24 protein-coding genes are annotated in these 21,784 nt (G+C 68.1%); 13 read left to right on the top strand and 11 right to left on the bottom strand.

Annotation, left to right across the window (positions count from 1 at the left end; all coding sequences use genetic code 11):
- Positions 1-76 precede the first annotated feature (76 nt).
- Positions 77-1,588 (top strand): flavin-containing monooxygenase, encoded by a 1,512-nt coding sequence (locus tag GOAMI_RS15155; RefSeq protein ID WP_006437417.1) that lies wholly within the window; start codon positions 77-79, stop codon positions 1,586-1,588.
- Positions 1,589-1,600: 12 nt separating this feature from the next.
- Here GOAMI_RS15155 and GOAMI_RS15150 read toward each other — a convergent pair whose 3' ends face one another.
- Genes GOAMI_RS15150 through GOAMI_RS15140 form a run of 3 tightly spaced genes read right to left on the bottom strand, consistent with a single transcriptional unit; the run spans position 1,601 to position 4,037 of the window.
- Positions 1,601-2,215, bottom strand: coding sequence for a TetR/AcrR family transcriptional regulator (locus GOAMI_RS15150; RefSeq protein ID WP_006437416.1), 615 nt, complete (start codon positions 2,213-2,215; stop codon positions 1,601-1,603).
- A 17-nt stretch (positions 2,216-2,232) separates the two neighbouring features.
- Entirely contained in the window at positions 2,233-2,913 is a 681-nt protein-coding gene (locus GOAMI_RS15145) for an ABC transporter ATP-binding protein (protein WP_006437415.1), read from the bottom strand.
- Complete coding sequence (locus GOAMI_RS15140) at positions 2,910-4,037, bottom strand: ABC transporter permease (RefSeq protein ID WP_006437414.1); 1,128 nt, start codon at positions 4,035-4,037, stop codon at positions 2,910-2,912. The genes GOAMI_RS15145 and GOAMI_RS15140 overlap by 4 nt, the downstream gene beginning before the upstream one ends.
- A 138-nt stretch (positions 4,038-4,175) precedes the next feature.
- Between GOAMI_RS15140 and GOAMI_RS15135 the strand changes: the two genes are divergently transcribed.
- Entirely contained in the window at positions 4,176-5,204 is a 1,029-nt protein-coding gene (locus tag GOAMI_RS15135) for a zinc-binding alcohol dehydrogenase family protein (protein ID WP_040004891.1), read from the top strand.
- A 7-nt stretch (positions 5,205-5,211) separates the two neighbouring features.
- Here the strand turns inward: GOAMI_RS15135 and GOAMI_RS15130 are convergent, their stop codons facing one another.
- Both GOAMI_RS15130 and ybaK read right to left on the bottom strand, forming a co-directional pair.
- Positions 5,212-5,976 carry an SOS response-associated peptidase gene (locus GOAMI_RS15130; protein WP_040004890.1) on the bottom strand — a complete coding sequence of 255 codons (765 nt, stop codon included), beginning with the start codon at positions 5,974-5,976 and terminating at the stop codon, positions 5,212-5,214.
- Between the two features lie 38 nt (positions 5,977-6,014).
- The gene (gene ybaK / locus GOAMI_RS15125) at positions 6,015-6,509 is read right to left on the bottom strand and encodes a Cys-tRNA(Pro) deacylase (RefSeq protein WP_006437411.1); all 495 of its coding nucleotides are present in this window, start codon (positions 6,507-6,509) and stop codon (positions 6,015-6,017) included.
- 206 nt (positions 6,510-6,715) lie between these two features.
- Here ybaK and GOAMI_RS15120 point away from each other — a divergent pair, with 206 nt between their 5' ends.
- Together GOAMI_RS15120 and rsrA are read left to right on the top strand one after the other, a co-directional pair.
- Positions 6,716-7,510 (top strand): sigma-70 family RNA polymerase sigma factor, encoded by a 795-nt coding sequence (locus GOAMI_RS15120; protein ID WP_006437410.1) that lies wholly within the window; start codon positions 6,716-6,718, stop codon positions 7,508-7,510.
- Positions 7,507-7,794, top strand: a complete 288-nt coding sequence (rsrA, locus tag GOAMI_RS15115; RefSeq protein ID WP_006437409.1) for a mycothiol system anti-sigma-R factor — start codon at positions 7,507-7,509, stop codon at positions 7,792-7,794. Before GOAMI_RS15120 ends, rsrA begins: the two co-directional genes overlap by 4 nt.
- A 119-nt stretch (positions 7,795-7,913) precedes the next feature.
- Here the strand turns inward: rsrA and GOAMI_RS23935 are convergent, their stop codons facing one another.
- Positions 7,914-7,988 (bottom strand): 50S ribosomal protein bL37, encoded by a 75-nt coding sequence (locus tag GOAMI_RS23935; RefSeq protein ID WP_369758845.1) that lies wholly within the window; start codon positions 7,986-7,988, stop codon positions 7,914-7,916.
- 143 nt (positions 7,989-8,131) lie between these two features.
- Between GOAMI_RS23935 and GOAMI_RS15110 the strand changes: the two genes are divergently transcribed.
- Positions 8,132-8,347: a biotin/lipoyl-binding carrier protein gene (locus tag GOAMI_RS15110; protein ID WP_040004884.1), complete on the top strand. Its 216-nt coding sequence runs from the start codon at positions 8,132-8,134 to the stop codon at positions 8,345-8,347.
- Between the two features lie 42 nt (positions 8,348-8,389).
- Positions 8,390-9,895, top strand: coding sequence for a sensor histidine kinase (locus GOAMI_RS15105; RefSeq protein WP_006437407.1), 1,506 nt, complete (start codon positions 8,390-8,392; stop codon positions 9,893-9,895).
- A 91-nt stretch (positions 9,896-9,986) separates the two neighbouring features.
- On the opposite strand, the gene GOAMI_RS15100 is transcribed toward GOAMI_RS15105, so the two are convergent.
- Complete coding sequence (locus tag GOAMI_RS15100) at positions 9,987-10,241, bottom strand: WhiB family transcriptional regulator (RefSeq protein WP_004023450.1); 255 nt, start codon at positions 10,239-10,241, stop codon at positions 9,987-9,989.
- A 441-nt stretch (positions 10,242-10,682) separates the two neighbouring features.
- Here GOAMI_RS15100 and GOAMI_RS15095 point away from each other — a divergent pair, with 441 nt between their 5' ends.
- The gene (locus GOAMI_RS15095; protein ID WP_006437406.1) at positions 10,683-11,921 is read left to right on the top strand and encodes an MFS transporter; all 1,239 of its coding nucleotides are present in this window, start codon (positions 10,683-10,685) and stop codon (positions 11,919-11,921) included.
- Here GOAMI_RS15095 and GOAMI_RS15090 read toward each other — a convergent pair.
- The gene (locus GOAMI_RS15090) at positions 11,840-12,775 is read right to left on the bottom strand and encodes a diacylglycerol/lipid kinase family protein (protein WP_006437405.1); all 936 of its coding nucleotides are present in this window, start codon (positions 12,773-12,775) and stop codon (positions 11,840-11,842) included. The two genes, GOAMI_RS15095 and GOAMI_RS15090, sit on opposite strands and share 82 nt — an antisense overlap.
- 130 nt (positions 12,776-12,905) lie before the next feature.
- Here GOAMI_RS15090 and GOAMI_RS15085 point away from each other — a divergent pair, with 130 nt between their 5' ends.
- Together GOAMI_RS15085 and GOAMI_RS15080 are read left to right on the top strand one after the other, a co-directional pair.
- Positions 12,906-13,352 (top strand): hypothetical protein, encoded by a 447-nt coding sequence (locus GOAMI_RS15085; protein WP_024498902.1) that lies wholly within the window; start codon positions 12,906-12,908, stop codon positions 13,350-13,352.
- A gap of 106 nt (positions 13,353-13,458) precedes the next feature.
- Complete coding sequence (locus tag GOAMI_RS15080) at positions 13,459-14,247, top strand: ParA family protein (RefSeq protein WP_006437403.1); 789 nt, start codon at positions 13,459-13,461, stop codon at positions 14,245-14,247.
- Positions 14,248-14,266: 19 nt separating this feature from the next.
- Here GOAMI_RS15080 and GOAMI_RS15075 read toward each other — a convergent pair whose 3' ends face one another.
- Together GOAMI_RS15075 and GOAMI_RS15070 are read right to left on the bottom strand one after the other, a co-directional pair.
- The gene (locus tag GOAMI_RS15075) at positions 14,267-15,541 is read right to left on the bottom strand and encodes an Rv3212 family protein (protein WP_006437402.1); all 1,275 of its coding nucleotides are present in this window, start codon (positions 15,539-15,541) and stop codon (positions 14,267-14,269) included.
- A 17-nt stretch (positions 15,542-15,558) separates the two neighbouring features.
- A complete protein-coding gene (locus tag GOAMI_RS15070; protein ID WP_006437401.1) occupies positions 15,559-17,169 on the bottom strand; it encodes a DEAD/DEAH box helicase in 1,611 nt (536 codons plus the stop codon).
- 313 nt (positions 17,170-17,482) lie between these two features.
- Here GOAMI_RS15070 and GOAMI_RS15065 point away from each other — a divergent pair, with 313 nt between their 5' ends.
- The gene (locus GOAMI_RS15065) at positions 17,483-18,187 is read left to right on the top strand and encodes a ferritin-like fold-containing protein (protein ID WP_040004882.1); all 705 of its coding nucleotides are present in this window, start codon (positions 17,483-17,485) and stop codon (positions 18,185-18,187) included.
- A 113-nt stretch (positions 18,188-18,300) separates the two neighbouring features.
- Positions 18,301-18,531, top strand: coding sequence for a DUF3107 domain-containing protein (locus tag GOAMI_RS15060; RefSeq protein ID WP_005197051.1), 231 nt, complete (start codon positions 18,301-18,303; stop codon positions 18,529-18,531).
- Between the two features lie 91 nt (positions 18,532-18,622).
- Here GOAMI_RS15060 and fasR read toward each other — a convergent pair whose 3' ends face one another.
- Positions 18,623-19,315 carry an HTH-type transcriptional activator FasR gene (gene fasR / locus GOAMI_RS15055; protein ID WP_024498905.1) on the bottom strand — a complete coding sequence of 231 codons (693 nt, stop codon included), beginning with the start codon at positions 19,313-19,315 and terminating at the stop codon, positions 18,623-18,625.
- 66 nt (positions 19,316-19,381) lie between these two features.
- On the opposite strand from fasR, the gene GOAMI_RS15050 reads away from it, so the two are divergent.
- The gene (locus tag GOAMI_RS15050) at positions 19,382-20,425 is read left to right on the top strand and encodes a DUF3152 domain-containing protein (RefSeq protein WP_006437398.1); all 1,044 of its coding nucleotides are present in this window, start codon (positions 19,382-19,384) and stop codon (positions 20,423-20,425) included.
- Between the two features lie 73 nt (positions 20,426-20,498).
- Positions 20,499-21,695, top strand: coding sequence for an adenylyltransferase/sulfurtransferase MoeZ (gene moeZ, locus GOAMI_RS15045; RefSeq protein WP_006437397.1), 1,197 nt, complete (start codon positions 20,499-20,501; stop codon positions 21,693-21,695).
- The last annotated feature ends 89 nt before the right edge of the window (positions 21,696-21,784 follow it).

Below are 21,784 nucleotides of genomic sequence, written 5' to 3'. Positions count from 1 at the left end.
ATCCGGAGCGGTTCCGGGCCGCCTGAGTGTGTGCTACGTTACGGTAACTGTCGGTAACAGTTATCGGGGATTTTCCATGCAACCTGCACACGACGCTCCTGCTCACGAGGCTCCTGCCCACGACGTCCTGATCGTCGGCGCGGGATTCGGTGGGATGGGCGCGGCCATCGCATTCAAACGCCTGGGCATCGACAACATCGCGATCCTCGAGCGGGAGGACGATCTCGGCGGGACCTGGCACGTGAACCACTATCCCGGTCTCGCCGTCGACATCGCCTCGGTCACCTACTCGTACTCCTTCGAGCCCAACCCGAACTGGTCTCGACTGTTCGCCCCCGGTCCCGAGCTCAAGCGGTATGCACATCACGTCGCGGACAAGTACGACCTCAAACGGCACATGGAATTCCAGACGACGGTCGACGGCGCCGAGTGGGACGACACCGCGCGTCTCTGGCGAGTGCGCACCGGTGACGGAACCGAGCGCACCGCCCGGTACCTGGTGACCGCGACCGGCTTTCTCTCCCAGCCGCACGTCCCGGACTTCCCGGGGATCAAGAACTTCCAGGGCACGATCCTGCACACCGCGGCGTGGCAGGACGGCTTCGACTTCACCGGTAAGAAGGTGGCGGTCATCGGCACCGGCGCCACCGCCGTCCAGCTGATCCCGGAGATCGCCGAGCGTGCCGATGCGCTCACCGTCTTTCAGCGGACACCGATCTGGGTGGTGCCCAAGATCGACTTCGCGATCCCGTCGCCGGTGCAGCAGCTGTTCCGGCGAATCCCGTTGACCCAGCGCGCAGCACGGCTGGTCAACACCTCGTTGCTGGAGATGCTGATGGTCTTCGGCGTCCTCCACTTCAAGCAGTTCAAGCCGGGCAACAAGCTGGCTGCGGGACTCGGCAAGGCGCACCTGCGATCACAGGTCCCCGACCCGGAGTTGCGACGAAAGCTGACGCCGGACTACGACTTCGGATGCAAGCGTCCCACCTTCTCCAACACCTACTTCCCGAGCTTCGCCAGACCGAATGTGACACTGGAGACCAGCGGGATCGCCCGGCTCGAGGCGGACGGCATCCTCGCCGGCGACGGCACCAAGACCGAGATCGACACCCTGGTCCTGGCCACCGGATTCAACCTGTGGGACGTCAATTTTCCCGCCTTCGAGATCATCGGCCGGGAGGGCCGCGACCTCGGGAAGTTCTGGCGGGAGGGCCGATTCCAGGCCTACGAGGGCGTCGCGGTGCCGAAGTTCCCCAACTTCATCTCGCTCAACAGTCCGTACTCCTACAGCGGCCTGTCCTACTTCACCACCATCGAGGGGCAGATGAAACACATCACCCGCCTCTTCGGTGAACTCCGACGCCGCGGCCGGGACACCTTCGAGGTCACCGAGGCGGCCAACGCCGACTTCCTCGACGAGGCGACCCGCCGCCTGCAGTCGTCGGTGTTCTACAACGGCGACTGCACGACGTCGCGGAGCTACTACTTCAATCAGCACGGTGAGGCGACGCTCCTGCGTCCTGCCTCCACGCTGCGCACCCTGCGCGAGATGGACTCATTCCCCTTGAGTGACTACGCATTCCGCTGACCGGAGCCCAGGTCAGTGGTCGGGGAGTCCGAGATAGCCGCCGAGCAACCGGCGGATCATCGCGGTGATCTCGGACCCGTCTGCGTTCGCAGGTGGCGACGTCGCCGTCTCGGAATGCTCGGCACCCAGTGACCTGCACGCCTGGACGATCACCGCGTCGATCAGCTGGGCCACCTCGAGCGGACGTTGCTCGCCGTGCGCGACGAGGGCTTCGACGAGCGGCTCCTGCAGTTCCCGATGGAACCGCTGCATCGGCTCCTGTAGGACACTCGGATCGACCACCCGGGCAAGCGCATTCGCCACAGCCTGTTCCGAACCGACGAACAATTCGACGTTGGCACAGATGTAACCCCAGATCTGCTGTCCGGGTTCGGTCTGCGCACCGACACGATCGCGGACGAACCGGCCCCAACTGGGGAACAGATCAGCCACGACCGCGGCCAGGAGTTCCTCGCTCGACGAGTAGTACTGGTAGACGCTCGAGCGGGCGAGGCCGACGCGCTTGCCGACCGCGGCCAGGGTCGGCGCCTCGCCGGTCTCGGCCAGGATGGCCTTCGCGCCGGCGAGGATCGCCTGGATCTGCTGTCGTCGATGCTCGGCGACAGTGGGCGCTTGAATGCGTGGCAAACGCCCACCTCCTCAGCTCATCTGGATGCCGGCGATCCCGGCGTGAGCTTTCCGTCGACCATTTCGTACACCTTGTCACAATGCGCGACGACCTCGTGGTCGTGGGTGACCATGACCGTCGCGACGCCGTGCTCATGGGCTTCATGGGCCAGGAGCTCGACGATCTCGTGGCTCCGCCGGCGGTCGAGCGCGGCCGTGGGCTCGTCTACGAGGAGTACATCCGGCCGGGTCATCAGTGCCCGGGCGATGCCCACACGCTGCCGCTCACCTCCGGAGAGCTGGTGGGGACGACGCTTGGCCTTGTGCGACATGCCGACGTCGGCGAGGAGCTCGTCGGGAGAGCGGGGGTCGGTGACGCGGCCGAAGGTCAGTGGCAACCGTAACTGATCCTCGACGGTCAGTGCGTCGAGAAGGTTGCCGCTCTGGAAGACGAATCCGATGTGTTCGCGCCGGATGCGGGTCAGCTCTCGTTTCGACGCGGTGCTCAGGTCGGTGTCGTCGACGGTGACCGTCCCCGAGGTCGGAGTGATCAGACCGCCCGCGACGGCCAGCAGGCTGGACTTACCCGAACCGGACGGCCCCATGACGGCGACGAACTCACCGGGCGCGACGTCGATGCTCACGGTGTCGAGTGCGGTGACGACGTCCTCGCCGTCCCCGTGCACGAGGCTGACCTCGGAGAGGGTGAGTGCGCTCATCGGTTGCCTCCCAGGGCGGTCAGGGGATCGACACGGGTGATGCGGAGGACGGCCACGGCGGCGCCGATCATGCCGAAGAGCACGAGCAGGGCGCCGGCCCCTGCGACCGAACCGGTCTCGAGGGCGAAGGGCATCGGGGTGGAGCCGATGGCGGCCCCGAGGCCGACGCCGATGCCTATACCCACCCCGGCCGAGACGAGCAGCAGGATGAACGACTGCATCAGCGAGTCGCGCAGCAGGTATCCGGTGGAGGCGCCCATCGCCCGCATCACCGCGATCTGCTGCCTGCGCTGGATCGTCCAGACGGTGAAGAACGCCCCGACGACGAGTGCCGAGATCGCGTACAGAAATGCCTCGATCAGTGTCAGGGTCGACGTCTCGGCGGTGTATCCCGGTGAGGCGCCGAAGGATTCGTCGAGGGTGAGCGAGGTGGTGTTCGCGGCTGCGTCACCGGCCGCCAGGTCGACGCCGTTGCCCGCCTGCACTGCGACAGCGGTGATGTCCTCGTAGACGCGGGGCGGCACCGGCTCGCCGGGACGCGACCCGGCGCCGATCTCCTGCCAGGTGCCGAGCGGCACGTAGGCGACGTCGACGTGTCCGAAAGTGCTCTGACCGTCGAGGATTCCCACGACGCGAAGCTGCGTACCCAGCGGCTCGACGGTGACCGTGTCGCCGATCGCGAGGCCGTCCTCGGCGGCGGTCTCGCTGATGACGAGCTCTCCCGGTGCACCGGAGAGCGAGTCGCCGTCCGCGGCGGCGGGGTTGACGAAGGTGTTCGGTTCGACGCCGAAAAGGGCGAGGTCGATGTCGACGCCGGTGTTGGTCCGGCCGTTGATCAACGTGTTGCCGAACGGGGCGGCGTCCTCGACCTCCGGCTGCTGCGCCCACTTCTCGACGGCCGAAGTCGGCACCAGAGAGCGCGAGAAAGCGGAATCCGTGGCGACGTCCTTCTGGAACGCGAAGGAGGTCACCGGCAACTTCTTCAGGCCGGAGACGCCGTCGTTCACCAGACCGACCGACAGCCCGCTGAGCAGCACCATCAGGATGGCGATGAGCGCGACCACCGAGCCCATCAGGGCGAATCGTCCGCGTGCGAATGAGAGTTCACGTAGTGCGAGGAACATGTCACTGCTCTCGCAGGTTTGCCGACACCATGTCGACAACGATACCGACACCCTGTCGGCATGATGACGTCCCCAGGAGTGATACCGGTCATGTTCAAGACCGCGCGGCGTCGTGTGTCCGGCACTAACCTGAGGGGCATGCGTGCTTGGGCGGTGACCGAGCCGGGGCCGATCGACACACGTCCGCTGCGGCTCGTCGACAAACCGGATCCGCGGCCCGGGCCCGGTGAACTGCTGGTCCGGGTGCGCGCGTGCGGCGTTTGTCGCACCGACCTGCATGTCGCCGAGGGTGATCTGCCGGTCCGCCGCACAGGCGTGACACCTGGTCACGAGGTGGTCGGGGAGGTCGTCGAACTCGGTCACGACGCCGACGGTTTCGCGCTCGGCGACCGGGTCGGCGTGGCCTGGCTGCACAGCACCGACGGCACCTGTGATCGTTGCGTCCGAGGTGCCGAGAACCTCTGTGCGGCATCGGTGTACACCGGATGGGCGGTCGACGGCGGTTACGCCGAGTTCGTCACCGTCCCCGCCGCGTTCGCGTATCCGCTGCCGTCCGGGATCGACGACGTGGCGATCGCCCCGCTGCTGTGTGCGGGCATCATCGGCTATCGCGCACTGCGCCGGACCGGCCTCCTCGACGATCTCGAGACTGATGGCCGACGTCCGAAGAGGTTGGGGCTCTACGGTTTCGGCGGCAGTGCCCACCTGTGTGCGCAGCTGGCGATCGCGCTCGGGATCGAGGTGCACGTCCTGACGCGCGGGGAACAGTCCCGGCGATTGGCCGCCGACCTCGGCGCGGCGTCGGTGGGAGACGCCACCGACGCCCCGCCGGTGCCGCTCGACGCGGCCATCACCTTCGCCCCGGTCGGCGAGCTGGTCCCGGTCGCGATGCGCGCACTCGACCGTGGCGGCGTCCTGTCGATCGCCGGCATCCATCTCAGTGACATCCCTCCGCTCAACTATGAGCGGGAGCTGTTCTACGAGAAGGAGATCCGCTCCGTCACCGCCAACACTCGCGCCGACGGCGTCGAGTTCCTGACGCTGGCCGCCCAGCACGGCGTCCGGGCGACGACCCACCGGTACCCGATGTCGCAGGCCGATCGCGCACTCGCCGACCTCGCGGCGGGACGCTTCGACGGGGCCGCAGTGCTGGTCGCGGATGCGTGAGTCGGCATCACAGGGGGTTGAGCAACTCCGGTCCGTTGTTGGCGACGCGGTTGACCAGCGGGGCGACCTCGCGGATGTCGATCGCCTCCGCGAGACGCTCCGCGGGCGCGGCGAACAGCTCGTCCGGTGCCCGGTGGTCGGGATCGAGCCAGGCATCCCAGTTGTCGAACGGCATGATCAGCGGCATCCGGTCATGCACGTCGCGCAGTTTGCCCACGGCATCGGTGGTGAGGATCGAGCAGCTCAGCAGGGGCGGCGCGTCGTCGGAGTTCTTGTCGTGCCAGACCGACCACAACCCGGCCATGAACAACCGCGTGCCGTCCTGCGGGGACATGTAGAACGGGACCTTGGTGGGCTTGCCCTTGCTGTCGAGCGGACCCTTCTTCCACTCGTACCAGCCGTCCATCGGCACGAGGCATCGCTTGGACTTCACCGAGGCACGGAACGAACTCTTCTCCGCGGCGCTCTCGGCCCGGGCGTTGAAGAGCAGCGGACCCTTGCCGACCTCCTTGCTCCACGGCGGCACGAGCCCCCACCGCATGGCGCGGATGCGCAGCAGCGGGTCGTCGTGCGGGTCCTCCGGTGAATGCCGCTTGACCACGGTCATCACCGTGGTCGTGGGCGCGACGTTGTAGTTCGGGCCGGGGGAGCGCGGACCAGGGGAGTCCAGGTCGGCGGCATCCGCCGCCGGGGGGTCGGGTACCTCGTTGACCGCGTCGATCTCCGCCGCCAGCTTCGCCGGATCGGTGGTCACCGCATAGCGTCCGCACATGGTCACCATGCTGCCCTACGCCTGCGACACAAGGGACCTCACACGGCGATGTCGGCGACCACCGCCTTGGTGACCGCCACGAGGTCGGCCGGTGCGAGGGCGATCTCGAGTCCGCGTCTGCCTGCGCTGCAGAGAATCCGGTCGAACTCGAGCGCCGAGGAGTCGACGACCGTCGGCAGGGCGGTGCGCTGGCCGACGGGCGAGACGCCGCCGAGGACGTAACCGGTGCTGCGGGTGACGGCCTTGGCCTCGGCCATCTGCGCCTTCGACGCACCGAGTGCGGCGGCGGCCGCCTTCACCGACAGTTTGCGGGGGACCGGGACCACGGCGACGGCGAGCCCGGGGCGATCGCCGCCGGACAATTCGACGACGAGCGTCTTGAAGATCTGTTCGCCGACCACCCCGAGCGAGTCGGCGAGGGCCTCGACGGCCTCGGCCCCGTAGGCCTCCGACCGCGGGTCGTGGTCGTAGCGGTGCACGGTGTGCACGACCTTCGCGCGTTCGAGTGCAGCGATCGCCGGTGTTGCCGCCATGGTCGGGAGCCTCCTGGGGGACGGAGTCGGGACGTGGAAAGCGTAAGCGAGCCGCCCCCGGTCCACCGTTGTCGGCGGAGCTGCCCTGCTCGGGGTCGAATTCTGCCGATGTGACGGATCACGTCGGGAACAAACCTCCCGTCCCGGCCTGTTGTGACTGGTTGCGACGTGATGATCGGGAGCGCATGCGAGGAGGTCGAACCGATATGAGCTCAACGGCGGTACTCGAACCACCGGAACTCGTGGAGGCGAGGCCTCTCCTGCCTGGGCCGAGGTCGGTAAGCTTGACCGGCAACGTCCCAGTGACGCCTCTCATCGAAGGGATCGTAGTGGCCGAAGCCGAGTCAGCCGACACCGAGAAGGGGTCTGCCGAGAAGGGTGCGCCGCGGCGCACCGATCCGAGCGAGTCGCCCGCGGAGCTCACCGAACGGTTCGAGCGCGACGCCCTGCCGCTGCTCGACCAGATGTACGGTGCCGCCCTGCGGATGACCCGCAATCCCGCCGATGCCGAGGACCTCGTCCAGGAGACCTACATCAAGGCGTTCACCGCCTTCGCGTCGTTCCGGGAGGGCACCAACCTCAAGGCGTGGCTCTACCGGATCCTGACCAACACCTACATCAACGGCTACCGCAAGAAACAGCGCCAACCCGCGCAGTACCCGACCGACGAGATCACCGACTGGCAGCTCGCGTCGACTGCCGAGCACACCTCACAGGGGTTGCGCTCGGCGGAGATCGAGGCCCTCGACGCCCTTCCGGACGACGACATCAAGGCCGCGCTGCAGGAGCTCCCGGAGGATTTCCGGATGGCCGTGTACTACGCCGACGTGGAAGGCCTGCCGTACAAGGAGATCGCCGAGATCATGGACACCCCCATCGGCACCGTCATGTCCCGACTCCACCGGGGACGCCGTCAGCTGCGTGAACTGCTGGCCGACGTCGCGCGGGAGCGTGGTTTCAACCGATCCGCCAGCGCGAAGGGTGCGGAGGTGGCGCGATGAGCGACATCGATCCGGAACTCACCCAGCTCGACTGCTCCGCGGTGATCGCCGACGTCTGGCTGCTGCTGGACAACGAATGCGACGAGAACGCCCGCAGGCGGCTCCAGGGGCACCTCGACACCTGCCCGTCCTGCCTCGCCCATTACGGCATCGAGCTGCAGCTGAAGGCGCTCGTCAACCGCAAATGCGGCGGCGACCAGGCACCTCAGGGTCTGCGCGATCGTCTGCGAGTGGAGATCCGTAAGACGGTCATCATCCAGGAGATCGCCGAAACCGACCGCTGAACCCGATCCGGCCTCCGACCGTGCGGAGGCCGGACACGAAAAAGCCCGGGCGGCCATGGTGGCCGTACCCGGGCGTTTTTCTTGGTGCTCGTTCGCCGAACCCCGCCGAGAGGCGAAGATCAGGCGTTGGGACGCTTGCCGTGGTTGGCAGCGTTCTTCTTACGAGCGCGCTTCTTGCGTCCGCGCTTTCCCATGACGCATCTCCTTTTGCCGGCGGATGGGGACATCACAGTGTCTCAGGCATTCTCCCACGTGCCAAAACCCGGTCGGTCATCGCCCGGCGCCGACGCGGCCCCGACCGATCGTCGGCCGCCATCACGTGGGCTAACTTATGTGCATGGCAGAAGACGTGGTGGCAGAGATCGTCGCGAGTGTCCTCGAGGTCCTGGTCGCCCCCGGACAGCAGATCGAGGTCGGTGACAGCCTGGTGCTGCTGGAGTCGATGAAGATGGAGATCCCTGTTCTCGCAGAAGAACCGGGCACCATCGCCGACATCAAAGTGCAGGTGGGCGATGTCATCCAGGCCGGCGACGTCATCGCGACCTTCGAGTAGCCCGCCCGCCCGCCCGCCGGTCCGCGAACCCGGAGCATCCCCATGTCGACCCTTGCCGACCTGCTCGCCGAGCACACCACCCTCTCCGACGCGGCTGCCGCGCACCTGCAGCGTCTGGTCGCCGAGTGGCAGCTGCTGGCCGACCTCTCCTTCGCGGACTTCCTCCTGTCGGTCCGCACGGATGAGGGCGCCGTGGTCACCGTCGCACAGTGCCGGCCCAACACTGCGTCGACCGTGTTCCCCACCGACGAGGTGGGCCGCGTCATCGACACCGCGGTGCATCCGCAGGTGCTCCGCGCCTTCGACTCCGACAAGGTGCTCCGCGACGAGGACCCCACCTGGTTCGGGGCGACCGCCATGCGTCAGGAGGCGGTTCCGGTCGGTTTCGACGGGGCGGTGATCGGCGTGCTGACGCGGGCCGTCGACCTCACCCACCCGCGGTTGCCGTCGCCCCTGGAGCTCGCCTATCAGGACTCCGCGGACGATCTGTGCCAGATGGTCGCCGATGGCACGTTCCCGCACGAGGAGGGGAATCCGCGGGGTCTGTCGACGCCTCGCGCCGGGGACGGGTTCATCCGGCTCGACCGGACCGGCACGGTCACCTACACGAGCCCCAACGCGCTCTCGGCGTTCCACCGCATGGGCTGGACGGCGGAGCTCAACCACACCAGGCTGTCCGACGTCGTCAAACAACTCGTCACCGAGCCGTTCGAGGCCGACGATGTCGCGATGATGCTCGACATCGCCGCCGGGGTCGCCCAGGTACCGACCGGGCCGTACCGCGACATCGGCATGCGCGTGGAGGCCGACGCCCGACGCGCGACGGTCCTCATCCGGGCGGTGCCGCTCCGCCCGAAGGGCCAGGAATCCGGGACCGTGGTCCTGATCCGCGACGTCACCGAGGTCAAACGGCGCGACCGCGCGCTGATCAGCAAGGACGCGACCATCCGGGAGATCCACCACCGGGTCAAGAACAACCTGCAGTCGGTCTCGGCGCTCCTGCGTCTGCAGGCCCGGCGCACCTCCAACACCGACGCGCAGGAGGCCCTCAACGAGGCCGTGCGCCGCGTCGCCTCCATCGCCCTCGTGCACGAGCTGTTGTCCGGCAGCGTCGACGAGGAGGTCGATCTCGACGAGGTCGTCGATCGCCTGGTTCCGATCCTGGTCGATGTCGCGTCGAACGAGTCGCGGGTGACGGTGCGTCATCGCGACCGTCTCGGGGTGCTCACCGCGGAGCTCGCGATGCCGCTGGTGATGGTGCTCACCGAGCTCATCCAGAACGCGATCGAGCACGGCTTCGACGGCTCACCCCGGTCGGACGCCGAGATCGCCGTCATCGCCGAACGTGACGTGCGTAACCTCCGGATCGCCGTGCGCGACAACGGCTCCGGCCTACCCGAGCATTTCGACCTGTCCACCTCGGATCACCTCGGACTGCAGATCGTCAAGACACTCGTCTCGATCGAACTCGGCGGCGAATTGGACGTCCGTGCCAATCCCGAGGGCGCGGGAACCGAAGTCGGAGTGAACGTTCCCCTGCGGTCATGAGGGGCGGTCGGCAAAACCGTTGCCGGGCACGAAAAAACCCGGCCGTGGCCGGGTTTCTTCGAATCCGGGCGAACGCCGACTCGGATGAGCTCTAGACGCTGCTCCGGGTGCGGGTGCGTGCGGTACGACGCTTCAGTGCGCGACGCTCGTCCTCGCTCATGCCGCCCCAGACGCCTGCATCCTGGCCCGACTCGAGGGCCCACGAGAGGCAATCGGCGGTGACGGGGCACCGTGCACAGACGAGCTTCGCGTCGGCGACCTGTGCGATGGCCGGACCGCTGGTTCCCACGGGGAAGAACAGCTCCGGATCCTCGTCGCGACAGATGGCCTTGTGACGCCAGTCCATTCCACTACTCCTTCAGGCGCGTTTCCGCGCACCACTCGATTGGCTGATTGCTGATTTGTTGGCTGGTAACTCTCAGTTCACGCGGGCGCACCGTATGTTTCCGCGTTGTTGCTTGTGAATACTTTCACGAATCCGGCCGAAGTCAATGGTTCTCGGTTAACACGTGGGCAACATCACGTCTCGCGCCTACCACTCCGGCCGAAGCGGGACCCACGGGGGGTACGGACAGCAGGTTGACCGCCCGTGTAGTAGCCTACGCGCACCCCGCGACAACTGTCGATGAGTTTCCGCAGGTCGCGACCCTGGCATGGCACAAAATAGCCCGTTACGTGGACAGACCCATCGAGTACTCTTGCTCACATGCGTCGACGATGTTGATCCACACCACGCCGATCCGGCCATGACGGTCCGAGTCCACAACGGCGACTAACGGCCGCGGCCGTGAGCGCCGCCCTCTTCGAGGACCTGATACCGCTCTACCCGGTCTACGCGATTCTGTTCGCCGATGCCACCGTTCCCGGGGCCGGGCTGTCGGCCGTCGAGATCAGCGCCCTGTTCGCGCTCTGGTCGGTCTCGACGGTGGTCGTCGAAGTTCCCACCGGAATCCTGGCCGACCGGTTCTCACGACGCCGCCTGCTCGTCGCGGGGCCGCTGGTCACCGGTGCCGGCTTCGCGCTCTGGACCTTCGCTCCCTCGTTCCTCTCCTTCGGGGCCGGCTTCGTCCTGTGGGCGATCGGCGGCTCGCTGCGCTCCGGCACGAGCCAGGCGCTCGTCTACGACGAACTCGCGCATCTCGGCAGGTCACCGGACTATGCGCGTCTGGCCGGTGCGATGCGCGCGGCCGCCGCGGTCGGGCTGATCGGCGGCACGGCGCTGGCGGTGCCCCTGCTCGCGTGGGGCGGATACGCGGCGGTCGGTATCGCAAGCGTCGCGGCATGCGTGCTCTGCGCGGTCGCATCCGCGTTGTTGCCCGAGACCCGGCGCACCGGGCCACGACGCACAGGACAGGATGTGGCACCGGGCGCCGCCGTCACTGCCGTCGACGATGCGCCGACGGGGTGGCTCGCGATTCTCCGCAATGGGCTGCGCGACGTGCGCGAACAGCCGGTCGCCCGCCGGATGCTGATGCTTGTCGTCGCTCTGACCTGGGTCGCGGCGCTCGACGAGTATCTGCCGCTGCTGGTCGAGTCCTTCCTGGCCGATTCGGTCTCGGATACCCCGACCCCACAGTCGGTCGCACTGCTCATGATCGTGGTCGCCGCCGGCGACATCTGCGGTTCCCTCGCGGCGCGACGCGTCTGCGACTCCGCCGCGGTCGGCCCCGCGGTGGGAGCCGGTGCGGTCACGCTGATCCTCGCCGCGCTGTGGGGCCACCCGGCCGGTGTCCTCGGCGTGGCCGTCGCTTTCGGGATCTTCGGCTGGGCGCTGGTCGTCGCCGACGCCGCGCTGCAGGACCGGTTGGCTTCGGCGCCGCGGGCGACGGTCACGTCGATCGCGGGCGTGGGGGAGGAGGTGGTCGCGCTCCTGGCGTTCGCCGGATGGGCCGCGGGCTCGGCACATCTGGGCCCGGCGGCGCTGTTCGCGATCGCCGCGCTGCCCTACGCGGTGGCGGGCGGCGCGATGACGCCGAGGGCGTCGCGACGATGGCGAAAGCGTATGTCGCGGAACGCGCCGATGTAGTCGCCGTCCATCTGCACGTCGATCGGGGCCTCGGCGATGAAGCGGACCTCGTCGACATCGTCATCCCGGAATAGATGGTGCGCCTTGGGATCTGCTTGTGTCAGCAATCGAGTGGCCAGGGGAAGGTTGCGCAACACGCCGGTCGAGGTCGCCACGAACACGCCCAGACCGGTGTCGAAACCGGTGGTCGGATTGGTGCGGATCTCGCGCGGTCCGAGATAGGTCCAGGGGCTGGTGTTGGAGACGAAACCGAAACGGGCGCCGACGATCCGGTCGCGGCCGGGGATCTCGACGTCGAAGGTCGCCGAACTGCCCGCCTGCTTGAGGAAACTGGTGACGGTGGTCCACAGGTACCGGGCGGGAGTGGCGGCCTTGCCCGCATGGCGCTTGTCCTCCATCGCATGCACCACGACTGCGTCCATACCCATTCCGGTGTTGAACAGGAACCACCGGTCGTCGGTGTGACCGAGGCCGATCCGACGGCTCGCCCCCGCGTCGAGGAGTTCGATGATCTGCCGGGTCGCGAGCAACGGGTCGGGGTCGATGCCGAGGGTGCGCGCGAAGACATTGGCGCTGCCGCCCGGGATGACGGCGAGGGCGGGCCGGTGACGCGAGGGGTCACTCGTCCCCGGCGGGTCGAGGAGACCGTTGGTGGCCTCGTTCACCGAGCCGTCGCCGCCGTGGACGATGACCGTGTCGAAATCCTCGGCCGCCGCGCGGGCAGCGAGTTCGAAGGCATGCCCGCGGTGGGTGGTGAGCTCGACGTCGAGGTCGAAGTGTGCGCTCAGCGTGTGCACGAGAGCATCGCGACCGGCCGGACTGGTCGCGGTGGCGAAGGGGTTGACGATGAGCATGACGCGCACGACACCCGAGGATATGGGGTGGGTGGCATGGGCGCGCATCCGCCCTGCGTCCGCCGGCCCGGCAGATGTGCCCGCGTGGGGTGCACAGCCTCTCCCGACCCGCGCCGAATACCCTGGACGGGTGAGCACGGAGAAGGACCGCCCGGAGCACGACCGGCTTGAGATCGACGCCGATCCGTCGGTGACGCCCACCCAGATCAAGGTGGCCGGGGCGGTGACCACCGTCGAGGGACTGATCGGCGTGGTGGTGGCGGTGATCCTGGTGATCCGCGCGCTCGCCGGGCACGAGGAGACGACCATCAGCGGCTACGGCACCGCGGCCTGGTTCGGCATCATCGGCGGCGGCGTCCTCGCCGGGGGGATCGCGCTGTGGACGGGGCGGCGCTGGGGACGCTCGATCGCGATGATCGCCCAGATCCTGCTGCTCCCGGTGGCGTACTACCTGTTCACCAGCGGCCTGCCGGTTTTCAGCGTGCCGCTGGCCCTGGCGGCCCTCGCGGTGCTGGTGATGCTGTTCAGTCCGGCTTCGGTCCGGTGGCTGGCCGGCGACCTCGAACCCGGCCCCTGACCTGATCGCGGCGGAAATCGGGCATTCCGATCAGTTGACCCAGTTGTTACCGCGACGCCGACTCTAATATGTCGACTCGGTGCCGACCGGCCGTACAGTAGGGCCCATGACGCGCATCCTCGCGATTGCCAATCAGAAGGGTGGGGTCGCCAAGACCACCACGGTCGAGTCCCTCGGAGCCGCTCTCGCGGACCTCGACGTGTCGGTGCTCGTCGTCGATCTCGATCCGCAGGGCTGTCTCACGTTCTCCCTCGGGCACGATCCCGACCAGCTGGAGTCCTCGGTGCACGACGTGCTCCTCGGCGACGAGGAGATCGCCGACGTGCTCCTCGACACCGAGGACAAGGTGACCCTGCTGCCCGCCACCATCGACCTGGCCGGGGCCGAGGCACTGCTGCTGATGCGGCCCGGGCGGGAGTACGCACTGAAGCGGGCACTGGCCGAGGTCGGGCAGGACTTCGATGTCATCATCGTCGACTGCCCGCCGTCGCTGGGCGTGCTCACGCTCAACGGGCTCACCGCGGCCGACGAGGTGATCGTCCCGCTCCAGTGCGAGACGCTCGCGCATCGTGGTGTCGGGCAGTTGCTGCGCACCGTCCGCGAGGTCCAGCAGATCACCAACCCCAACCTCACGATGCTGGGTGCGGTGGCCACGCTGTTCGACGCTCGGACCACGCACAGCCGCGACGTCCTCTCCGACGTCGCCGATCGCTACGAGCTCCCGGTGCTGAACCCGCCGATCCCGCGAACCGTCCGGTTCGCGGAGGCCTCGGCCTCCGGGAGTTCGGTCATGCGCGGACGAAAGAACAAGGGCGCCACCGCATATCGCGAACTCGCGGAGAACCTGTGGAAGTACTGGGACGCGGGGGAGGGTGTACGCACCCTCGACTTCTGAGGCGTCGTGACGGGTGAGGTCAGGCCGGACCGAAGGCCTCGACCGTCGTGCCGCGCTGTTCGACGACCACGTCGCCGAGGACCCGCAGGCTCACCACTCCGTCCGGCGGGGCGTTGCGGGCGAGCGGGATCGAACGGATCTCGCGGCCGCCGGCAACATCACGCACGCTGATCCCGGCCGTACTCGGCAGCAGGAGCTGCCCGGCCATCACCTGGCCGGGTCCGAGCGTGCCGGGGACCTGGTAGATCGGTTTGAGGCTCTGTCCATCCAGCACGACCGTCGACTTGCCGGTCCAATAGGTGACGATGCCGTTCCCGTCGAGCGGGACGCTTCCCGACGGTGGTGTCGCATCCCCGGACACGGTGTTCGAGCCGGTCGCCACGCCCTCGGAGTCGAAGCGTCGGATGGACGGTCCGCTGTCGCCGCCGAGCGCCGGCGGTTCGGCGGGACTCGCGCCGCCGTCGTAGACGGCGATACCCGACGACGACATCGCGATGACCACCGGCGGTGGCCCGCTGACGTCACCGGTGATCAGTGTCGACCCGTACTGCTCGACGCGTTCGTCGTCGTCGAGGAGGACGCCGAGCACGGTCAGCCGATACCCCGGGTCGTCGGCGCAGCGTTCGGTGACGGACATGCGGTCGCCGGAGATGGCCGAGGAATAGATGACGCAGTCCTTGCGCTTGGCCTCGTCCTCCGGGCGGACGCGCGCCTCCACCCGGCCGTACTCGATTCCGCGCACCAGGTTCGAGCCCCACGTCTCGAGCCGGCGGGGGCCCTGGGCGATCACGTACCCGTAGTCGCTGACCAGCCGTAGCTGGTCGTCGGCGTCACTGGTCCGGGCGCCCTTGCGGGCCCCGGTCTTCGCGTCGAGCGCGGTGACCTCCGAGCAGCCGCGGGAGTTGCGGTAGACCGCGAGCGCGAGGTCGGTGCTGGCGGTCCACGCGGTGCCGACGACGCAGAGGTCGAGATCTCGGCGGTAGGACCACAGCTCCGCCCCCGAGGCCGGGTCGTGCCCGGTGACGGTGCCGCCGTTGCCGGTCACGACCACCGAAGCGGCGATGGCCGGCGTGACGGTGGCGTCGGAGGCGGCGTGCCAGCGTGGCGCGAAGGAGCCCGGAACCGCCGCGGGTTGTTCGACCTCGGGTGGGGTGGACTGCGCCTGGACGCTGGTGGTCCCACGTACCGGACTCACCAGCCAGGCGATCAGCCCGGACACGGCGACGAGCACGACGATGATCGCGGTGACCGCGAGGTCGATCGGCCGGCGCCGCTCCGGTTTGACGCGTGCCACGCGTGGACTCGTGGTGGTTACTCGGCAGCTGCCGGTGCGGACTGGGCGGACACCGGGGTCGCGTCGCCTGCACCCTCACCGGCCGGCTTGCCCTTGGCTCCACCGCGACGGCGGCGACGACGGCGCGGCTTCGAGGCGCCCTCGCCGGTGCCCTCGTCGGAGGCCTCGGAATCGTTGCCCTTGGCTTCCTCGGCGGTCTCGGTGCTCGTGCTGGCGGTTTCCGCGGTGTCGCCCTCGGAGGTCTGGCCGCCGCGGGTACGACGACGGGTGCGGGTCGAACGCTTACGCGGTTCCCGGTCCTCGCGCGTCTCGCGGGTCTCGTTCGGGTCGCGCTCGGGCTTGGCGGCCACGATGCGGCCGGTGGCCGTCTCCGGGATGGACAGGTCCTCGCGCAGGTGCTCGGAGGTCGAGTAGGTCTCCGCGGGGTCGGGGATGCCGAGACCGAGGGCCTTGTCGATGAGTTCCCAGCGGTGCAGCTCGTCCCAGTCCACCAGGGTCACCGCGATGCCGGTGCGGCCGGCGCGCCCGGTACGGCCGATCCGGTGCACGTAGGTCTTGTCGTCCTCGGGGCACTGGTAGTTGATGACGTGGGTGACGTCGTCGATGTCGATGCCGCGGGCGGCGACATCGGTGGCGACCAGGACGTCGATGGCGCCGTCGCGGAACCGCTTGAGGGCCTTCTCGCGGGCGATCTGACCGAGGTCGCCGTGCACGGCACCCACCTTGAACCCGCGCTCGGCGAGGTCGTCGGCGACCTTCTGGGCCGTGCGCTTGGTGCGGGTGAAGACCATCGTCGCGCCGCGGCCGTCGGCCTGCAGGATGCGGGCGACGAGCTCGGCCTTGTCGAGTGCGTGCGCGCGGTAGGCGTACTGCTTCGTGCGGTCGTGGACCGCCGAGTCGTTGGCGTTCTCGGCGCGGATGTGGGTAGGCCGGTGCAGGAAGGTCCGGGCCAGGGTGACGATCGGTCCGGGCATGGTCGCCGAGAACAGCATGGTCTGGCGCGGGGTCGGCAGCGCGGACATGATCCGCTCGATGTCCGGGAGGAAGCCGAGGTCGAGCATCTCGTCGGCCTCGTCGAGGACGAGGATCGAGACCTTGCCGAGCACGAGGTGGCCCTGCTGGGCGAGGTCGAGGAGGCGACCCGGGGTACCGACCACGACGTCGACGCCGGACTGCAGCTCGGCGATCTGCGCCTCGTAGGGGCGACCGCCGTAGATCGAGGTGACCTTCAGCGGCCGACGGGTGCCGTCGGCGAGAGTGACCTCGAGCGACGGCGCCGCCACCTGGAGGTCGCCGGTCACCTGAACGCACAGCTCACGTGTCGGCACGATGATCAGCGCGCGCGGGGTGTTGTCGAGGGGCCGCACGCCGGAGGCCTCGGCGTGGGCCAGGCGGTGCAGCAGCGGGATGCCGAAACCGAAGGTCTTGCCCATGCCGGTGCGGGCCTGACCGATCAGATCGTGACCCTCGAGGGCGAGCGGGAGCGTCAGTTCCTGGATCGCGAAGGTGTGGGTCTTGCCGTCGTCGGCGAGAGCCGAGACGATACGCTCATCCACGCCGAGTTCGGCGAAGGTGGGGGCGGTGTGGGTGTCGTCGACGATGGTCGTCTGCACGGCCGAATCGCTCATATGCGGTGGTTGCCTTTCTGGGCAGTCTCTTGCGCGCGTGTGATTCCTGCGCGCACGAGGAAAGCTCGAAAGTGCGCGCGCAAATGTCGTAGTGGCACCGGGGATCCGACCGGGGCGTCGTGACACGAACTCTTGGCTCCCGCGAGAATCTCGCGAGCGGTTGTCGTCACATCCCATCGGCCGCATCCACACGCTCGCGCCGGAGAGCACGCGATGATCACGCAGCTCAGCGGGCAAGCGACGGGGGGTCCCGTCGGAGTGCACCGCAGTCGAGTGTACTTGGTGCTTCCGGAGCGGCCGCTACCATCACCTCATGGCGCATGCATCCGACCCCCTTGAGCCCATCCCGTCGTCCACGCCGGTTGCTGCGATCGAGAATCAGGACCGCGTGGTCGGGAAGCTGTTCGCGGTGCTGCTCGCCGGCGAATTCGCCGCCTTCCACCGGCTCATCGAAGAGTCGGCGATGGCTCCCGATGTGCCGGGCAAGATCGCGATCGCGCGGCTGGCCGCCTCCGAGGTCGGTCACTTCGACCGGCTCGCCGAGCGCGTCGAGACGATGACCGGTCTCACCGCCGCCGAGGCCGTGGAACGCTATCGGTCGATCTTCGACCAGTACCACCGGGCCACCACCCCGAAGACCTGGTACGAGGCTCTGGTCAAGGCCTATGTCGGCGACGGGCTCGCCGCCGACTTCTACGTCGAACTGTCCGACATGCTCCCGCCCGACTCCCGCTCGGTGATGGCCGAGGTGATGGCCGAGACCGCGAACTCGGCCTTCGCCCGCGATCAGGTCCGGGCCGCGGTCGAGGCGGATCCGTCGATCAAATCGGCGCTGGTCCTCTGGGGTCGCCGCCTGCTCGGCGAGGCCATCACCCATGCGCAATGGGTGCTCGCCGCCGAGGAGGAGGTCACCGATCTGCTGTTCTCCGGGGCCTCGTCGCTGTCGGGGGTCGCTCGGTTCTTAGACGCGGTCGCGGCCAAACACGCCACGCGCATGGCCGATCTCGCACTCGACTGACCGGGCTCGCGCACCCCGCTGCTTTTCGCTGTCAGCGGAGCGGCTGTCCCGTCTGACAGCTGCTGGACTAGCCTTGTGCGGCAAGCGTTGTTGACACCGGAGGAGGGCGGCACATGGCCGTGGAAGTGAAGATCGGCATCACCGACAGCCCGCGTGAGCTGACCATCGCGACGTCGCTGACCAGCGACAAGGCCTACGCCGAGGTCGAGGCGGCACTCGGCGGCAAGCAGCAGCTGCTGGCCCTGGTGGACGAGAAGGGCGCCCGTTACCTGATCCCGGTCACCAAGATCGCCTACGTCGAGGTCGGTGCGTCGGAGAACCGTCGCGTCGGATTCGGTTCCTGACCGGACACAAGCCAACGAACAAGGGTCCTGTGCGCCCTCCGCGAATGATCGCGAGGTGCGCGCAGGACCCTTGTTCGTACGTCCGTGGTTCTCAGGCGGGACCGGGGTCGGAGTCCTCCGCCGGGGTCTCGGCGTCGTTCTGGGTCTCGGTGTTCTGGGGCGCCTGACGCGGGAAGTGGGACAGACCGCCCCAGAGGAGCGCGACGGTGGTGTCGACGGCGGTCTGCTTGTCGACGGGCCGCTTGGCCTCGAGCCAGTAGCGCGCGTTGACCTGACTGGCTCCGACGAGTCCGGAGGCGAGCATGCGCGAGCGGTACGGATCGAGTCCGGAATCGTGCATGACCAGGCCGTACACCGCATCCACACACGCCTCGGTGGCACCTTCGACGCGTCGGATGACGGCCGGATCGGAGGCGTCGGAGGAGAAGATCAGCCGGTAGCCGGAGTTGTCCTGGTCGATGAAGTCGAAGAACGCCTCCACCGCCGCACGCACACGCTTCCGGTTGTCGGTGGTGGTGCGCAGGGCGGTGTTCACATCGCTCACCAGCTTCTCGGCATGGGAGTCGACGACCGCGATGTAGAGGTCCAGCTTGGACGGGAAGTGCTGATACAGGACGGGTTTGCTCACTCCCGCGTGCACCGCGATCTCGTCCATCCCGGCGGCGTGGTAGCCGCGCTCGACGAAGATCTCACTGGCCGCGTCGAGCAACTGCATCCGCCGTGCGCTGCGCGGCAGGCGCGTACTGCGTCCGGGCACTGCGGACGCGTTGGTTGCGGTCGACATGGGCAAGATCGTACTCGGGAGACCTTCCTACGCAGTATCTGCGGTCCGCTGTGAGAAAGTTAGTCCGTGAGCCGCGCAGAGGATGGTGGCCCCGGCCTGGATCAGGGACCGGTGCGCACCAAGGATGTCGGCCCGAGATCGTCGGGACGTCCCAAGCCGGACCAGCCGCTGCGTGCGCGCTGGGACCCGACCGATGACAGCGGCCGTCCCCGCGTGGATCGCGATGCACAGCCCGAGTACAAGAAGCAGTCGGCTCTCGGCCGATTCGTCTCGACGTACGGCTGGCGCGCCTATGCCATCCCGGTTCTGACGATCCTCACGATCGCGCTGATAGTCGTGACCATCAAGGACAGCGGGAACGCCGATCTGGCACCGACCGCCGCGGTCAACCCCGACTCCGCTGCACGCAACCCGTACATCAGCACCGAGACGCGTCCGATCGGTGCCCCGACCGGCGACATCCAGGCGGCGGCACTGCCCGCCGGTACCCTCCCCCAGGGTGGCCCGTTCACCACGCAGGGCCGGCAGACCTTCCGGGTGCTGCGGGGTGCGGGCGAGAAGGTCGGCACCGGCGGCCAGGAGTACACCTACACCGTCGAGGTGGAGAACGGTCTCAACCCTCAGGACTACGGCGGCGACCCGACCTTCGCGAAGATGGTCGACACGACGCTGACCAATCCGCGCAGCTGGATCGGCGACGGACGCGTGAGCTTCCGGCGCATCGACCGCGGCGAGCCGGACCTGCGCATCACCCTGGTCTCCACCGGAACGACCCGCGAGCTGTGCGGGTACCAGATCAAGCTGGAGACCTCCTGCTTCTACCCGCCGCAGGGCCGCGTGACCCTGAACGAGGCGCGCTGGGTTCGCGGAGCATTGTCCTATGAGGGCGACGACGTCGCCTACCGGCAGTATCTCGTCAATCATGAGGTCGGGCACGGACTCGGCTACGCCGCACATGAGCCGTGCCGCGAGGACGGCGCGCTCGCGCCGGTGATGATGCAGCAGTCCTTCGGTACCGCCAACTCCGAGGTCATGGCCCTCGATCCGGACATGAAGGCCAATCGCGCGTTCGTCTGTCGTCCCAACCCCTGGCCGTTTCCCAGTCGCTGACCCACGGGAATGAGCCGGCCACCACGGTGGTTGTGCCAAGAGTCCGTGTACTCGCCGAATACTGGAGGCGTTCGTGTCGTCGCAAGGGTCGCTCACCGGGTCGTTGCCACCCCTCGTGGAGCCGGCAGCCGAACTGAGCAATGAAGAGGTGGCCCGCTACAGCCGCCACCTGATCATCCCGGACGTCGGGATGGACGGTCAGAAGCGCCTGAAGAACGCGAAGGTGCTCGTGATCGGCGCCGGCGGACTCGGCTCGCCCACGCTGCTGTATCTGGCCGCGGCGGGTGTCGGCACCATCGGCATCGTCGAATTCGACATCGTCGACGAGTCCAATCTGCAGCGCCAGGTCATCCACGGCCAGTCCGACATCGGGCGTCCGAAGGCAGAGAGCGCGCGGGACTCGATCCTCGAGATCAATCCGTACGTCACGGTGAACCTCCACGACGAGCGTCTCGAACCCGAAGGCGCTGTCGAGCTGTTCTCGCAGTACGACCTCATCCTCGACGGCACCGACAACTTCGCGACCCGCTACCTGGTCAACGACGCCGCGGTACTCGCGCACAAGCCGTACGTCTGGGGGTCGATCTACCGCTTCGAGGGTCAGGCGTCGGTGTTCTGGGAGGACGCTCCCGACGGCCGCGGCATCAACTACCGCGACCTGTATCCGCAGGCCCCGCCGCCCGGAATGGTGCCGTCGTGCGCCGAGGGCGGTGTGCTCGGCATCCTGTGCGCCTCCATCGGTTCGATCATGGGCACCGAGGCCATCAAACTCATCTGCGGTATCGGCGAGCCGCTGCTCGGCCGGCTCATGGTGTACGACGCCCTCGACATGACCTACCGCACCATCAAGATCCGCAAGGACCCCGAGGGTGAGCGCATCGCCGGCCTCATCGACTACGACGACTTCTGCGGCGTGGTGTCCAGTGAGGCATCCGACGCCGCGGCCGGATCGACGCTGACCGCCGTCGAACTCAAGCAGAAGATCGACGCGGGGGAGAAGCTCGCGATCATCGACGTACGTGAGCCGGTCGAGTGGGACATCGTCCGGATCGACGGAGCGACCCTCATCCCGAAGGGCGAGATCCTGTCGGGCGAGGGTCTGGCGAAGGTGCCGCAGGATCGTCCGACGGTCCTGTACTGCAAGACCGGCATCCGCTCGGCCGAGGCGCTCGCCGCACTCAAGCGGGCGGGCTTCGCCGACGCCACGCATCTCCAGGGCGGGGTGACCGCCTGGGCCAACCAGGTCGACAAGACGCTGCCGGTCTACTGACCGCGTCCGCGGGGGGCAGCGGTCGCCGCATCTCGGGCGCGGCACCGCGTGCCTCACCGAATCGGTCCACGGCGCTCGGTAATCTGGCC

Source organism: Gordonia amicalis NBRC 100051 = JCM 11271 (genome assembly GCF_000332995.1).
GTDB classification, from domain to species: Bacteria; Actinomycetota; Actinomycetes; order Mycobacteriales; family Mycobacteriaceae; genus Gordonia; species Gordonia amicalis.
Note: the sequence above shows the minus strand (reverse complement) of the source record. Positions and strands in the feature narration are given on the sequence as shown.